Here is a 16,089-nt window from a genome sequence, read left to right on the forward strand (position 1 = left end):
GTTTTTATGCTATCCGATGAGAAACGCAATCGATTTTTACAGTTACTGAAGGAATCCACAAAAGACGAATGGGTGTGGATGTCTGGATATTTGTCTGCTCTCACCCAGGCAAGTATTGGAGGGAGCAGTGTAGATGTTTCCCTGACCCCACCCGTGAGCATTGATTCGGGTACAGACGGAAATTTAAAAACACAACCCATCCAGTGTAGTGTGGTGTATGGAACAGAAACCGGAAATTCCAAAAAACTGGGAACGGAACTTGTTAAGAAATTAAAGGAACTCGGAGTTTCTGCGAAATTAAAAAGTACAGATACATACAAAGCGAAAGACTTAAAAGAAGAAGAATATTTGTTTGTAGTGGTATCAACACATGGAGATGGAGAGCCACCACAAGCAGCCAAACCATTCATCCAAATTTTGACAGAGTCAAAAGATTCATTATCCAAGGTTAAATTCGCAGTGCTGGGGTTAGGTGATACGAGTTATCCTTTATTTTGCCAAACCGGTGAAGATGTCGACTCGATGCTTGCAAAATTGGGTGCAGAACGAATCCAACCTCTTGGTAAATGTGACGTAGACTTTGAAGCAGTTGCTAAACCTTGGATGAGTGAACTCATCTCTAAACTCAATACACATTCAAAAACAGCCACTACACAAAGTGTCAAACCGACGCAAAGTCCCACAGCAAAACCGGCTTCCAGTGGTAAGGTGGTGTATGAAGGATCTGTTGTTACAAATATTGTTTTAAATGATGTTGGTGCTAGTAAATCAACGAGACATATCGAAATCAAAGCTGCAGGTAATATTGATTATTTACCTGGAGATAGTGCTGGTTTCCTTGCTTACAATCGTGATGATGAAGTGAATCGAATTCTATCTTTATTAAAAACAGATCGAGAATCTCGTGTTACCTATAAAGGGGAAACATGGATGGCTTATGATTTGTTTCGTAAAAAAGTATCGGTTCGTTTTTTGCCCGATCGTGTGATTCAAAAATATGCTGCACTTGTTGGAAAAGAAATTCCTTCTGGTAAACTGGATTTGGATGTTTTACTCACTCTCCATCCATCGGAATCAAAATTAGAACTCCAAACACTTGTGGATGTTTTAGAACCAATTGTTCCTAGATATTATTCTATCGCTTCTAGTCCTTCTGCACATGGAGAGGATGAAGTTCATCTCACTGTAGCAGAAGTGGAAATCGAAACATTTACTGGTTTAAAAACTGGTTTTTGTTCTGGATTTTTGGCAGATTTAAAAGAGGGAGACGCAGTTCCTTTCTTTATCCAAAGAAATAATTCTTTTCGATTACCAAGTCCTGATACAGATATCATTATGATTGGGCCGGGCACTGGTATTGCTCCATTCCGCAGTTTTTTGTTTGAAAGAGAACAAACTTCTGGCAATGGAAGGAATTGGTTATTTTTTGGTGAACGCAACTTTGTCTCCGATTTTTATTACCAAACAGAACTTTTGGAGCTAATGGATACCGGCGTATTGCATAAGTTAAACGCTGCTTTCTCCAGAGATACAAAACAAAAAGTATATGTGCAAGATCGTATGGGTGAAAATGCTGTAGAACTTTTGAAGTGGATTGAAAATGGAGCCGTGATTTATCTTTGCGGATCCAAAGACCCAATGAGTAAAGACGTAGACCGCAAACTCATTGAAATTCTTTCAGAAAGAACATTTGATACAGGAAAAGATGCTTCCGATTATTTAAAAGAATTGGAAGAAGCCGGTCGCTACATTAAGGACGTTTACTGAGGTAATCATGGCAGAACAAAAAAAAGAAACATTAGCAGAAAAAGTAAAACGCCTCAGTCGAGGACTTAGAGGATCACTCAGTGATAGTTTGAAAGATGAACATACAGGTTCTCTTCGTTCTGATGATCAATTGTTACTTAAGTTTCACGGGATGTACCAACAAGATGATCGGGATCGTCGAGAAGAACGTGCGGCCAAAAAATTAGAACGTCTGTATTCATTTATGATTCGGTTACGAATTCCTGGTGGAATGATTGGGCCTGTTCACTGGGAAGCGTTACATAATGTTGCTGGTGAAAATTCTACTGGAACCATCAAAATCACCACTCGCCAAACGGTACAACTTCATGGAATTCTAAAATCAAAAATCAAACCTACGATCAAAGCATTTGATTCTGTGTTTTTGGATTCTATTGCCGCTTGTGGAGACGTGAATCGTAACGTAACTTGTACATCAAATCCTGCTACGAGTCCCTTACACAAAGAAGTGTTTGGATACGCAGGGGAGATTAGTCGTTCTCTTTTACCAAAAACAAGAGCCTATTATGAGATTTGGCTCGATGAAAATCTTTTAGCAGAGAAAGAAGAACCAGAAGATCCTTTGTATAAAGATGTATACCTTCCACGTAAGTTTAAAATTGCGATTGCAATTCCGCCTTACAACGACGTGGATCTTTTTACGAACGACATTGGCCTCATTGCCATCATTGAAAATGGACAACTCCTTGGTTTTAATGTAGCCGTAGGTGGGGGACTTGGAACCACTCATGGAAATCCGGACACTTACCCACGTGTTGGAACGGTATTTGGTTTTATTCCTAAAAAAGATATCTTGAAAGTTGTTTATGAAATTGTAACCGTTCAAAGAGATTTTGGAAACCGTGAAGATAGAAAACTTTCTCGTTTGAAATACACTTTGGATCGTCTTGGTGTTGAATTCTACAAACGAGAAGTTGAGAAACGTGTTGGTATCAGTTTTGAACCGGCAAAAGATTATCAATTCACACAAAGGTCAGATGATTTTGGTTGGAAACAAGATGTGGCAGGTAACTGGCATTATACTGTGTTTGTGGAGAATGGTCGAGTTTGTGATGAACATGGTTATAATCTAAAAACAGCACTACTCGAAGTTTCTAAAACTAGAAGAGCCACTTTCCGTTTCACTTGTAACCAAAACCTTATCTTGTCTGATATTTTTCCAAAAGATAAAGACCTTATCGAGTCCATTCTCGTGAAGTTTGGGGTGCATCGTAAAACAAGTGAGATCTCTCCAATTCGGAAGAACTCCATTGCATGTGTGGCATTGAATACTTGTTCGTTAGCTTTGGCAGAAGGACAAAGATACCTGCCAAGTCTTATCGACAAAATAGAACCTATCCTTGGAAAACATGGGCTCGCCGAAGAACCGGTTTCGATTCGAATGACTGGTTGTCCGAATGGTTGTGCAAGACCTTATATTTCAGAGATTGGCCTTGTTGGTACATCGTATGGAAAGTATAACCTACATTTGGGTGCTGATGCAGAAGGATATAGGCTGAATAGAAAGTATAAAGATGACTTGGATGAGTCGGCGATTTTACTTGAGTTAGATGGACTCTTTGGAAGGTTCTCGAAAGAGAGAAATTCCAAAGAATCGTTTGGGGATTATATCAATCGAATTGGAATCTTAAATTAAGATTCCAATTCTTTCGGAGCAGTTTTGTTCCAATAAGTAGCAATAGCGGCACCGGCAACCAGGTGCCAAATTCCCCACCAAGCACAAATCATTGCCATTCCACCCAGACCATCAAAGAAACCAAAAACAATGGCAAGGCCTAAACTGGAATTTTGAATTCCCGTTTCTATCGCTACTGTCTTTCTATCTCCGAGAGGCAATCGGAATAGTTTTGCAAAGTAATAACCAAGAGAAAGCCCTGCTAAGTTCATTATGAATACAAGTCCAAAGAGAAGGTGGATGTATTCTTTAAAGAACTTCCAATTGGTCGCAAGTGCCCCCACGATAAAGAAAGCGAGTAGTAAAATAGAAATTCTTTGCACTGCTCGTTTCACCGTATGAGTGAGTTTTGGAAATAGTTTTTGAAAAAGAATTCCTAGTATCAGTGGAACAACTAGTAGCACTGTGATGGAAACCAAAATCTCATATGGACTCACAGAGATCGACTTAAGATATTCCCGAGTGATCGGAAGTATATTCCCCCAAAAGAAAAACCCAATAGGAGTTAGAACAAAGGCAAACGCAGAAGAAAACGTTGTCAAACTCACAGAGAGCGCTAAATTTCCTTTTGCCAAATGTGTGAAAAAGTTGGACATATTTCCACCAGGACATGCTGCCACAAGTACCATTCCGAGTGCAAGGCCTGGGTGTGGGTTAATCACCCAAATGATAAGCAGGGTGGCAAGTGGTAACAAAATGTATTGACTGAAAAGACCAACAAACGCTGGTTTTGGGTATCTTAAAAGTAGTTTGAAGTCTTGGAGTTTTAATTCCAAAGCGATTCCAAACATAATAAATCCAACCAGTGCATTGATCAGATAAACCGAATCTTTGTTAAAATTGAGGCGAACTGCATTGATATCCATTTTAATCTGACCAACCTACTAAAATACGACGCGGACCGGTAAAGGGTAGTCTACCATGGGAAACAGATAAGTTATCTATGATGAGAACATCTCCTGTTTGCCAAGGAATGGCTACCAGATGTTTCCAGAAAACATTTGTTATGGATTGCATTTCTCCTGCAGAAATTTCTTCTCCATTTCCATACGTTACATGTACATCATGTGACTCTTGTCCAGAAATCCTTTTAATGATTGTAAGGAGTGTGAGTAGAAGTGCCACACCAAGAGAACGAAATGTTTTTTGTCGTTTGAATATTTTCCAAACTTCACTCACAGCAGCTTGGTAATGAAAGGTTTGTGAATGGTTATGCCAAGCCGTTGTTTTTGCTTCCGGATGAACACGAAATCCTGATTGTTCGTTGGTAATGGTTAGGGAATCAACACCAGACCAATCCAATTGAAACCTATTTTCATCAGAGATTTTTTTGACTTTCTTAAGATCGGTGGTTCCAAACATTTCATCCCAACGTTTTGTTTTCCATAGAGAAAAACGAGCTGATGTGGACGGTCCGTCATAACGCCTTCTATAACGGATCCCATGTTTTTGAATTTTCTCTTTGATTTTAGGATCGATGTCTTTATAAATTTCTCGGAGATCTGTCAGAGGAGTTTCGCCTCCTGTTTCGGATGCTTTTTCTGCATAAAAAAATAAAAGTTTCGGAGGATTGTCGAGAAAACTCATCTCAGCATGTTGCATGATGGGGTAATGGGGAGGAAGTTCACTTGCAGTAAACACGTGTTTAACGACTTGGTCTCGAGGAGAAGTTCCTAAATAAAACTCACCTAGTTTTTTCTCACCCGTAGCAAATAGAATGGATTGAAAATCGGATGCCTCATGGATGGGAAATCCACGAAAAAGAATGGCACCATAGGTTTTCAGGTCTTCTCTCCATTCTTTTTGGTTTTTCTGGATCCAATGGGTTAGATCTTGTAGATCTTTCTCTTCTCCGGGTTCGTAGACAATGGGAAGTTTTGTCTCCCCAATTAAGGACTTTCGGATCCAATGGGTGGCAGTCGTAGTGGCTCGGCTCATACTACTGCCATTTTATTGAACCCCGTTATTTTATAGCAAGCAAAAATCTGCTATATTGAACTAAAGTTCTACAATAGCATTCCTGCGGCTACGGTCTGGTTGGTCCCTTCATCTACCAAAACAAAACTTCCTGTGCCACGGATTTGGGAATAGGGGTCGTAAGCTACGGGTTTTGCCGTCCGAATCGTTACTTTTCCAATTTCATTTAAACCAAGGCTAGTTTGTTCTTTCTTTTCATGGGTACTTGTTTCTACCCGATATTCCAAGGAACGAATGGAGGCTTTCACCGCATTTGTGGTTTGGCGAAGTAAATACTTAGAGCCGGGTGTCATCGCTTTCTGATCCATCCAACAGATATGGGCTTCTAGATCTTGTGAGGTAGTAGGTTCTTGTCCACTGACAACAAGCATATCTCCCCGACTTACATCAATTTCATCTTCCAATCGAATGGCGACAGACATAGGTGCATAAGCAGTGTTGATAGAGCCGGCATAGGTATCAATGGCTTTGATTTTTGACTTTAGGCCACTAGGCAAAACAGTAATGGAATCTCCAACAGTGAAGTGACCACTTCTGATTTGTCCCGCATAACCTCTGTAATCATGGTATTCTGTCGTTTGTGGGCGAATCACATTTTGTACTGGAAATCTTGGAGCAGGGGATTCTTCTTCCGTATGAAGTTCAATGTCTTCCAAAAATCCAAGAAGTGATTTTTCTTTCCACCAAGGCATCGATGTTGATAGATCCACTACATTGTCTCCGTTCAGTGCAGAGATGGGAAGGAAGTGGATGGATTTTAAATCTAGGTCTTTGGCAAATTCCAAATATTGTTTTTTGATATTTAAAAATACTTCTTCAGAAAAATCTACTAAGTCCATTTTGTTGATACAAACAACCACATAAGGGATTCGGAGTAGAGATACAATATAGGAATGGCGGTAAGTTTGTTCGATCACACCTTTTCTTGCATCAATTAAAATGATCGCAAGATCAGAGTTAGAGGCACCAGTCACCATGTTTCTAGTGTATTGGACGTGACCCGGAGCATCCGCTATGATGAACTTTCTTTTTGGTGTCGAAAAATACTTATAAGCAATGTCGATGGTGATCCCTTGTTCTCTTTCTGCTTTTAATCCATCTGTGAGAAGTGCTAGGTTGATTTGGCCATTTACTTGCCCTGCTTTTTCAATGGCTTCTAATTGGTCTTGGAAAATGGATTTACTATCGTATAACAATCGTCCAATGAGGGTAGATTTTCCATCATCGACACTACCGGCCGTAATAAAACGTAAAATATCCATTAAAAGTATCCGCCTTTTTTTCTGTCTTCCATTGCTGCTTCAGAACGTTTGTCATCCAAACGAGAGCCTCTTTCTGTAGTTCTTGAAACTTGAATTTCACGAATGATATCGTCGATTGTATTCGCTTCAGATTCTACGGCCGCAGTACAAGTCATATCACCAACAGTTCGGAAACGAACGGTTCTTGTTTCTACCTTGTCGGTATTGTCTAAACTAATGAATTTTGATACCGGAAATACTAGGTCTTCTCGCCATACTATTTCTCTTTGGTGTGAAAAATACAAAGATGGAAGTTCGATATTTTCTTTACGGATGTATTCCCAAACATCAAGTTCTGTCCAATTGCTAATCGGGAACACACGAACGTTTTCACCTACATGGATTTTTCCGTTATAAATATTCCATAGTTCAGGTCTTTGGAGTTTAGGATCCCAAGATCCAAATTCATCTCTTACAGAAAAAATTCTTTCTTTGGCGCGAGCTTTTTCTTCATCCCGGCGAGCCCCACCAATACAAGCATCAAACTTGAACTCTGCAATCGTATCAAGGAGTGTTACGGCTTGGATGGCATTACGACTAGGGAACTTTCCTTTTTCCTCGACAGCTTTACCTTGGTCGATGGAGTCTTGCACAAAACGAACCACAAGTTTTTCCCCTGTTCGTTCTGCTAAATCATCTCTGAATTTTAGCGCCTCATCAAAGTTATGCCCTGTGTCGATATGAACAAGTGGGAAAGGAAATTTCCCTGGACGAAACGCTTTGAGCGCTAAGTGAACTAAACAAATCGAGTCTTTTCCACCTGAGAATAAAAGTGCGGGCCTTTCAAATTGTGCGGCTACTTCTCTTAAAATATAAATGGCTTCCGATTCTAGTTGGTCTAAATGCGAAAGTCTATGTAAATCGGTCATTTTGGTATTATCCTTTTTTTGGTGCGAGTTTACCATCTACCCAGTGTAAACCGCATTCTTTCTTAGATTCTTGTTCCCACCACCATCGACCCGCACGAAAATCTTCCCCAGGTTCAATGGCCCTTGTACAAGGAGCACAGCCGATACTTGGAAAACCTTTATCGTGTAATAGATTGTAAGGTACATTGTGTTCTCTGATATACTTCCAAGTATCTTCAAAGGACCATGAAAGTAGTGGTTGGTATTTGATTAAATTTCTTTGAGGATCTGATTCAAAAATAGACATTTCTGTTCGGAATCCTGACTGGTCTTTGCGTAGGCCTGTCACCCAAACTTCAGCGTTTTTTAAAATGGCATCAAGAGGAACCAGTTTACGAATTCGACAACATTCTTTTCGTAAGTCCTGAGAATCATAAAACGCATTCGGTCCGTTTTGTTCTACAAAGGTTTGAATTTCCTTCGCATTAGGATAAAAGGCTTCAATTTTTGCCCCATAACGGATGTTTGTTTTTTGCCAAACATCATATGTTTCTTGGAATAACCTTCCCGTATCCAAAGTGGCGATACGAATGTCGATTTGATTTGCGAGAATGGCGTGAGTAATTGCCTGATCTTCCAGTCCAAAACTCGTTGTGAAAACGACTTTTCCTGGATAGTCCAAACTCAATTGCCGTAAACCCTGTTCAAGCGAGAGGGAGGTATAGGTTTCTGCCAAAACTTCCAAATTTCCCATTTTTTCCAATCCTACCGTCCAATGTTTTGTATATTGGACGATTTGTAAACTATATTAGCGGAAATTACTAGATAGAGAAGTCTTCTACGTAAACTTTTGCTTTCTTAATCCTCAAATAGACGGTCTCTCCGGGCAAAAGGTTCAGGAGTCGGTAGGTTTCCTGTTCCAAAACGGATTCGATGAGAGTTCCTGTATCCACTCGTTTGAGTTCCACTCTTACATTCCTGCCTGTGGAATGGATGTATTGGATCTCTGCTGCAATTCCTTGGTCAGACTCTCTGACAATTTCCACATCATATGGACGAACATAGGCCACTGCTACGGACTCTTTTACATCTTGGTGTTCGGAACTATCCAGATCTAAATTTCCAATTTTTGTTTTTCCTTCTTCAATCCGCCCGTGAAAAAGATTCACATCTCCGAGGAAGTGGAAAACAAAAGGGGACTTGGGTTTGTTGTACACTTCGTCCGGACTTCCCACTTGTTCCAATTGTCCTTGGTTAAGGATGACAATTCGATCACTCACTTCGAGTGCTTCCTCTTGGTCATGGGTCACAAAAACACTAGTGATATGGATTTCATCGTGAAGTCGGCGTAACCAATTTCGGAGTTCCTTTCTCACTTTTGCGTCAAGAGCACCGAAAGGTTCGTCGAGTAATAAAAACTTTGGTTCGATCGCAAGTGCACGAGCGAGTGCCACTCGTTGGCGTTGGCCTCCCGACAATTCATGTGGGTATCGGTTGTGGAACTTTTCGAGTTGGATGAGTGTGAGTAATTTTGAAACTTTTTCACCAATTTCTTTTTTAGAAGGCCTAAGAGCTTTTGGTCTTACTTCTAAACCAAAAGCTATGTTTTCGGCAATGGTCATATGGCGAAAAAGGGCATAGTGTTGGAACACAAAACCCACCTCTCCATTTTGAATTTTGGATTTTGATAGATTTTCACCAACAAACTCTACCTGTCCGGAAGATGGTTCTTCTAAACCGGCAATGATTCGGAGTAAAGTGGTTTTCCCAGATCCCGAAGGTCCAAGTAAAGCTACGAGTTCTCCATCGGGAATCGTAAGGTTCACACTTTTAAGAGCAGTGAACGATCCAAAGGTTTTATTGACGTTATTAATTTCAATCGGCATTTTTTTGACTCGCGGTTCGTTTTTCCAAAATCAATTTAAATATAAGAGTGAGTAGAGAAAGAAACACAAGTAAGGTGGCACAAGAAAAAGCGCCTACGGAATCGAACTCATTGTATAACATTTCTATATGAAGAGGCAGAGTGGTTGTTTTTCCACGTATATGACCACTAAGAACAGAGACTGCTCCAAATTCACCCATAGCCCTTGCGTTACAAAGGATAATACCGTATAACAAACCCCATTTGATATTCGGAAGAATCACACGTTTGAGCAGTTGGAAGAAACTGGCACCAAGTAACATACCTGCTTCCTCTTCTTCTCTTCCTTGGCTTTGCATGAGGGGAACAAGTTCCCGGGCAACAAAGGGGAAAGTAATGAATACCGTTGCAAGGATAAGGCCCGGTGTATTAAAAACAATTTTGATTCCATGTGTGGAAAGAAAATCTCCAAAGTAACCTTGCCTTCCGAATAACAATAAAAAAATAAGACCAGAAACTACGGGAGAAACTGCGAATGGAGAATCAATGATTGTGACTAAAATATTTTTGCCAGGAAATTCAAACCTGGTGATGGTAAAAGCCGCTGTAACACCAAAAATGGTATTTAAGATAACGGATACGATAGAAACTTTTATTGTGAGCCCAATTGCATAAAGGGCATATTCCCCTGAAATGGAATTCCAATACTTAACATAACCTTCCGAAAAGGCTTCTGAAAAAACAGTATAGATGGGTAAAAGAAGAATGATACCAGCAAGAATATAGGTTAAAAACACTAAGAAAATGGGTAAAATTTTGATTTTCATGATAATTTTTTAGATGCTCGCTCTTGGAGTAAATTAATCAAAAACATAAAAACAAAAGATGTGAGTAACATCACAAGAGCTATCGACGTTGCTTTTTCGTATTCGTATTGTTCGAGTTTGGTGACAATTAGTAGGGGTAGGATTTCTGTTTTGCCAGGAATGTTTCCTGAAATAAAAACCACAGATCCATATTCTCCAATTCCTCTTGCAAAAGCCATTCCTGTTCCTGCGAGGAGAGAAGGCCAAAGTTCAGGAAGTAATACTTTATAAAAAGTTTGGAATGGTGTAGCTCCGAGACAACGGGCACTTTCTTCTAATTCTTTTGGTAACTCTTCGATGACAGGTTGTACGGTTCGAACGACGAAAGGAAATCCAATAAAAACAAGAGCAATGACAATCCCAATCGGAGTATAAGCAATTTTGATTCCCCATGTGTCAAAAAAAGATCCGATGATTCCTTTTTGTGAGTAAATTGTTGTGAGGGCGATCCCTGCAACCGCAGTGGGAAGAGTAAAAGGTAAGTCGATTAAAGTATCGAATAGTTTTTTGAAGGGAAAGTTGTATCTGACAAGAACCCAGGCAAATAAAAATCCAACGAAGAGGTTGATCAGTGCAGAAATAATTCCTACACTGAAACTTAAATACAATGCGGAAAGAATTCTCGCATCTGAAAAAACTTCTAAGATTCCCGAAACTCCAATCCCGAGGGAATGGAAAAAAAGTCCTAGAAGAGGTATGATAACAACCGCGGACGAGTAAAAAACTGTCAGTCCTAAACTGATTCCAAAATGTATCTTTTTATACGGCCGGGTTTCTATTAACATATTTTATTGAGTTTTGTAGATGGCATCAAAGACACCCGCATCTGCAAAATGTTTTTTCTGTGCAGAATCCCATGTTTCCCCTAAATCGGATAGGGAAAATAATTTAATGTTTGGAAATTCTTTTGCAGAAGCCTTTGCAGTGGCAGGATCAATGGGTCTAAAAAAGTGTTTGGAAATGATGGATTGTCCTTCTTTTGTGAAGAGAAATTCTAAGTAGGTAGTCGCTTTTTCCAAATTGCCTTTTTCGGTAGCTGTTTTGGTTACCACTGCCACTGGAGTCTCTGCCCTGATGGATTCGGATGGATAAACAACTTCTAACGTATCTTTTCCAGATCTTTTTTCTTCATCTAAAGAAAGTTTTGCTTCATTTTCCCAAGTGATGAGAACGTCACCAATTCCTCTTTGCACAAAAGTAGTTGTGGATCCGCGAGCCCCTGTATCAAGAACTGATGTATTTTTGAAAAGTGCTTTCACAAAGTCTGTTGCTTTTTCATCGGACTTGTATTTACGTTTTGCATATCCATAAGCCGCTAAATAATTCCAACGTGCACCACCACTGGTTTTTGGGTTGGGAGTGATGATAGAAACTCCTGGTTTTACGATATCATCCCAATCTTTGATTTTTTTCGGATTGGATTTACGAACCAAAAATACAATGGTTGAGTAGTAAGGAACACTATTGTTCGGAAGTTTTTTTTGCCAATTTGCATCAATTAACCCTGATTTTGCGGAGATACTGTCAATGTCGTAAGAAAGGGCAAGACTCACTACGTCTGCATCCAAACCATCAATGACAGCACGTGCTTGTTTTCCCGATCCGCCATGCGATTGTTGGATGGCAAATTCGTTTCCTTTTTTGACTTTCCATTGTTTTAGGAAGGATTTGTTGATTTCTTCATATAATTCTCTCGTTGGGTCAAAGGACACATGGAGAAAAGTGGATTCTGCAGCCAGGGAGGAGAGAGTCCCAATGCTCAGAAAAATGCACAATATTGCAGAAATTGTAGGTTTTAGTCTCGATATATAGGTAGTTTTTTTCATTTTTGCGCCCTTTTGATTAATAAATCAAACTCATCCTCCAATTTAACAGATATTTGTCAAGCGAAATTTATTTCGTAAAACCCTCCATTTTCCTTCCCGACATAAACCGGGAAAGGAAGAAGATAATTCTCTCAAGGAAATCTGGGGAAGTTCGATCCTTAAGGGAGAAGGCACCCTATGAACGTAAAAGCCCCAAATCAAAACTTAATTCAATTTCCCCAAGTAGAGGGGAAGTCTTCCAAACCAAATGGTGCAGATAACCATTCGATGATGGCAGTTCGAGAAAGTTTTGGGGAAATTTTGGAACGAGAATTCCAGGTGCATTCAGAAAAACCGAAAAGTCCTTCCGAATACAAAACTCCCGGTCAGGAAAAAGAGAGTTCCCTTTCCCAAACAGAAATACAAAAATCGGAAGATACCACAAAGCAAACGTTAAATGGTTCTGCGGAAATAAAAAAGGATGAATCCATAACCAAAGATCAACGTTCTGAAGAAGAAACAGAAGAGACCTCAGAGGAAGAAGATTTAGACAAAGACGCTTTAGAATACAGTCTTGGAATTGTATCTTCCCATGTAGATTGGGATCGTTCTATGGTTCCTGCTAACCAATTGAATGAAATGACGGTGAAGGAAAAAACGGTTTTATTATCATTACAAAAATCTGCGGAAAAAACAACGGCTTATTCTCCTAAAGAGGGAAATGCATTTATTGATGAAGCAAAAAAACTCGCAAAGAGTTTTTTCCTATCAGAACCGATCCAAACGAACGAGTCTAGTGCAACAAAATCACAAATGCCTATGACCAAAGATTCTAATTTGGTTCCTTTCCCGAGGGCTGAGAGAAAAAAATTAGAAGATAAAAAGGCAAATCAAAAACCATTTTCCTTTGGAGCTAAAATAGAACAGAATCATTCTGGTTCTCCTGTTTCTGATTTGGTATTTGCCAAAGGAAAAGAAGTCAAAGTAGAAGGAAGAGACCTTCTTGGCGAACACTCTGTTCGTAAAACAGATGGGAAATCAAAGTCATCCAAACTAGGTAAAGGTGGATCGGAAACAACAGAGGTTTCTTCTGATCAAGAAAAATCCAACCAAACACAAAACACTGATAAAATGATTCGTTCTCTCGGAGTCAAAGATAAAGAATTTCAAAAACAAGATTCTAAAATTCCATCTGCTTCTGAAAAACAAAAATCTGTAGAAGCGAACTTAGTTCCCAATATCCAAACAGCAACTTCTTCCAAATCAGGGGAAGAGGGTGGTCGTTCTTCTGACGAACGTGGAACTAAACAAGGGTTTACATTAACATCCTTAGAATCTAAAACAATGCAAAAAGCAGAAGAGATACGTTCTGCAGAAAAACAAACAAAACCTAAAGAAACAAATCTCAAACAAAACATCGACGAACTCATCAAACAAGCACGTTTTGACATTGTTCAAAATGGAAAGTCAAGTGCTGAGATCGTAATGAATCCAAAAGAATACGGTAGACTTACTTTGAAAGTCACTGTGGATGGTGAGAAGGTGGAAGGGCGAATCCTTGTGGAATCGGAAGAACTTCAAAAATCACTACAAAATGAAATTCAAACCATTAAAGAAAATTTAAAAGAATCAGGCCTCGACTTACAAGCTCTCATCATTGATTTATGGGATGATGGAAGTGGTCTGACAGATCGCAAAGAACAAAATGAACTCTACCAAACGATGATGGAGTCTGCTAAATTCCGTAACGAAGAAAAATCATTGGGTTTGGAAAAATCTTCTGACTTACTTGGTTCACCACAATTTGAAGATACCAAGGCGTATGAGTTTTTTGCATAAATCACCAGTAAATAAAGAAAAATAGAGGATCCCATGCCAGACGGAATGCAAGACATATCTACACAAAACTCAGCTAGAACCAAATACTTTGAAGGTGATAGAACCTTCAATATTCGTAAACATTTGGATCAATTAGAAAAAGAAGAAACAAGTGGTTTAAAGGGAATCGAAATTCGTGAGAAACAAAAAGAACTAGGGAAGGATGATTTTTTAAAACTCCTTCTCACTCAACTTTCTCACCAAGATCCAACAAACCCAGTGCAAGATAAAGACTTCATTGCGCAAATGGCTCAGTTTTCTTCCCTCGAACAAATGAAAAACATTTCTTCTGGAATTGCCAGGATGGAATCTAAACAAAGTTATTCGGTAGTGGGTAAAATCGTTTCTGGACCAGATTTGGTTACAGGAGAGGATGTAACGGGACTTGCTGGCGCCATTCTTTTTGATAACGAAGGAAAAACTTACGTTCGTGTGAATGGAAGAATGCTTGATGTTGCAAAAATTAATTTGATTTCTGATCCATCACTTCTCAAAGCAGAACCAGAATTCCAACGTCCGCAGAACGCGACAAACGTACCAAATAATACGTTAAAAAAACAAGAAGCTTATCAGGATTAATTCAAAAAGGTCGATAAAAAAAGAGAGGATATAACGTTATGATGAGATCACTTTACTCCGGAGTTTCCGGATTGAAAAACCACCAAGTAAGAATGGATGTTATTGGTAACAATATTTCCAACGTGAACACACACGGGTTTAAAACAGAGCGAGTTACCTTCCAAGATATGATCTCGCAAGAGTTACAAGGTGCTTCTGAACCAAACGAAAGAATCGGGGGAACAAACCCGAAACAAGTGGGCCTTGGTTCCCTCATCGCTGCTATTGATAAAATTATGACTCAAGGTGCTTTACAAACCACAGGTAAGAACACCGATGTTGCTGTATCTGGTGAAGGTTTCTTTGTTGTAAAAGATGGAGACAAACAATTTTACACTCGCGCCGGTGCTTTCAACGTAGATAAAAACGGATTTTATGTAAACCCTGCAAACGGTTTGAAAGTACAAGGTTGGAACTCTCGTTTGGATGATGGTGGAAACAAATACATCAACTCCGCGGGATCTTTGGAAGACATCATGATTCCTCTTTATTCTAAAGAACCAGCTCGAGCAACTCAAAACGTAGATTTTCAATCCAACCTTAATGCAAGTGTTGCCGCAGTTCCATCAGACGCAACCGAAGAAGACATCCAACGTTATATCAATGATCCAGACCCTCGCCAACGAAGAGGCCATGTAACATCAATTAATGTTTACGATGAACTTGGGAACACTCGCCAAATGGGAGTGGAGTTTTACAAAATGAGAGAAAACGTATGGAAGATGCGTTTCAAATTGGAAGACGCAAGCCAAGTTTCTGTGGATGTCAGTGGAACAGGTGGGGAAAACACAAAAGTTTCTGGAAACCAAGAACTAGAAGTTTCCTTTACTCCAGATGGAAAAATCATCTCTGTTTCTGACGGTGTGGATTCCCAAACCACAGGAAAACTAAAAGCAGATATTTCCTTCCGTATTCCAGGTAACCCAACCGCTCAAAAATTCAGTTTGAATTTAGGGGAAGCAGGTCTTGTGGGTGGGATCACTCAGTTTTCATCTGATTTTACAACAAAAGCTGTGAAACAAGATGGATATCCAATGGGATATATGGAATCTTTCTCCATCGACAACACAGGAACTGTGACGGGAGTATTTTCCAATGGAGTGCGCCAACCACTTGCAAGGATTGCTCTTGCTAACTTCACAAACCCAGCTGGTCTCAATAAAGAAGGTGACACAATGTATAGTTACTCCCTGAACTCTGGGGATGCAAACATTGGTGAGGCAGGAAGCCAAGGTCGTGGAAAAATCAACGCGGGACTCCTTGAGATGTCAAACGTTGACCTTTCTGATCAGTTTACTGATATGATCGTGACCCAAAGGGGATTTCAAGCCAACTCCCGAACCATTGTGACTTCTGACCAAATGATCCAAGAAGTTCTAGGCCTCAAACGATAAGATTTTAGATCGAACGGGGGAAACCCCGTTTTTTCCTTGAGTTCTGCAAAATTCTAA

The 16,089-nt window shown here is 39.7% G+C and carries 13 protein-coding genes and 1 pseudogene; 5 read left to right on the plus strand and 9 right to left on the minus strand.

Translation table 11 applies throughout. The features are described from left to right. The first annotated feature begins 6 nt into the window (after positions 1 to 6). Both EHQ49_RS18355 and EHQ49_RS18360 read left to right on the plus strand, forming a co-directional pair. Complete coding sequence (locus tag EHQ49_RS18355) at positions 7 to 1,767, plus strand: diflavin oxidoreductase (RefSeq protein WP_135581415.1); 1,761 nt, start codon at positions 7 to 9, stop codon at positions 1,765 to 1,767. 7 nt (positions 1,768 to 1,774) lie between these two features. Next, entirely contained in the window at positions 1,775 to 3,442 is a 1,668-nt protein-coding gene (locus EHQ49_RS18360; protein ID WP_135581417.1) for an NADPH-dependent assimilatory sulfite reductase hemoprotein subunit, read from the plus strand. Here the strand turns inward: EHQ49_RS18360 and EHQ49_RS18365 are convergent. From EHQ49_RS18365 to EHQ49_RS18405, 9 genes are all read right to left on the minus strand, one after another. Continuing rightward, on the minus strand, positions 3,439 to 4,347 hold the full coding sequence (locus EHQ49_RS18365; protein ID WP_135581419.1) for a bile acid:sodium symporter family protein: 909 nt from the start codon (positions 4,345 to 4,347) through the stop codon (positions 3,439 to 3,441). The genes EHQ49_RS18360 and EHQ49_RS18365 overlap by 4 nt on opposite strands. A 1-nt stretch (position 4,348) precedes the next feature. After that, positions 4,349 to 5,419, minus strand: a complete 1,071-nt coding sequence (locus tag EHQ49_RS18370; RefSeq protein WP_135581421.1) for a TauD/TfdA family dioxygenase — start codon at positions 5,417 to 5,419, stop codon at positions 4,349 to 4,351. 68 nt (positions 5,420 to 5,487) lie between these two features. Next, a complete protein-coding gene (locus EHQ49_RS18375) occupies positions 5,488 to 6,720 on the minus strand; it encodes a sulfate adenylyltransferase subunit 1 (RefSeq protein WP_135581423.1) in 1,233 nt (410 codons plus the stop codon). Continuing rightward, positions 6,720 to 7,628, minus strand: coding sequence for a sulfate adenylyltransferase subunit CysD (gene cysD / locus EHQ49_RS18380; RefSeq protein WP_244241553.1), 909 nt, complete (start codon positions 7,626 to 7,628; stop codon positions 6,720 to 6,722). The genes EHQ49_RS18375 and cysD overlap by 1 nt, the downstream gene beginning before the upstream one ends. Before the next feature lie 7 nt (positions 7,629 to 7,635). Further along, positions 7,636 to 8,361, minus strand: a complete 726-nt coding sequence (locus EHQ49_RS18385) for a phosphoadenylyl-sulfate reductase (protein ID WP_135581427.1) — start codon at positions 8,359 to 8,361, stop codon at positions 7,636 to 7,638. Between the two features lie 67 nt (positions 8,362 to 8,428). After that, positions 8,429 to 9,493, minus strand: a complete 1,065-nt coding sequence (locus EHQ49_RS18390; RefSeq protein ID WP_135581429.1) for a sulfate/molybdate ABC transporter ATP-binding protein — start codon at positions 9,491 to 9,493, stop codon at positions 8,429 to 8,431. Further along, positions 9,483 to 10,298 carry a sulfate ABC transporter permease subunit CysW gene (gene cysW / locus EHQ49_RS18395; protein ID WP_135581431.1) on the minus strand — a complete coding sequence of 272 codons (816 nt, stop codon included), beginning with the start codon at positions 10,296 to 10,298 and terminating at the stop codon, positions 9,483 to 9,485. The genes EHQ49_RS18390 and cysW overlap by 11 nt, the downstream gene beginning before the upstream one ends. Next, positions 10,295 to 11,122 carry a sulfate ABC transporter permease subunit CysT gene (gene cysT, locus EHQ49_RS18400; RefSeq protein ID WP_135581433.1) on the minus strand — a complete coding sequence of 276 codons (828 nt, stop codon included), beginning with the start codon at positions 11,120 to 11,122 and terminating at the stop codon, positions 10,295 to 10,297. Before cysT ends, cysW begins: the two co-directional genes overlap by 4 nt. A 3-nt stretch (positions 11,123 to 11,125) precedes the next feature. Further along, positions 11,126 to 12,163: a sulfate ABC transporter substrate-binding protein gene (locus EHQ49_RS18405; RefSeq protein ID WP_135581435.1), complete on the minus strand. Its 1,038-nt coding sequence runs from the start codon at positions 12,161 to 12,163 to the stop codon at positions 11,126 to 11,128. A 177-nt stretch (positions 12,164 to 12,340) separates the two neighbouring features. Between EHQ49_RS18405 and EHQ49_RS18410 the strand changes: the two genes are divergently transcribed. From EHQ49_RS18410 to flgE, 3 genes and pseudogenes are all read left to right on the plus strand, one after another. Further along, complete coding sequence (locus tag EHQ49_RS18410; protein ID WP_135581437.1) at positions 12,341 to 13,981, plus strand: flagellar hook-length control protein FliK; 1,641 nt, start codon at positions 12,341 to 12,343, stop codon at positions 13,979 to 13,981. 45 nt (positions 13,982 to 14,026) lie between these two features. Beyond that, positions 14,027 to 14,569 (plus strand): annotated as a pseudogene (locus tag EHQ49_RS18415) (flagellar hook capping FlgD N-terminal domain-containing protein); the annotation flags it as partial. 68 nt (positions 14,570 to 14,637) lie between these two features. Continuing rightward, positions 14,638 to 16,032, plus strand: coding sequence for a flagellar hook protein FlgE (flgE, locus tag EHQ49_RS18420; protein ID WP_135570415.1), 1,395 nt, complete (start codon positions 14,638 to 14,640; stop codon positions 16,030 to 16,032). The last annotated feature ends 57 nt before the right edge of the window (positions 16,033 to 16,089 follow it).

The sequence above is a fragment of the Leptospira perdikensis genome, from assembly GCF_004769575.1.
Classification (GTDB): Bacteria; Spirochaetota; Leptospiria; order Leptospirales; family Leptospiraceae; genus Leptospira_A; species Leptospira_A perdikensis.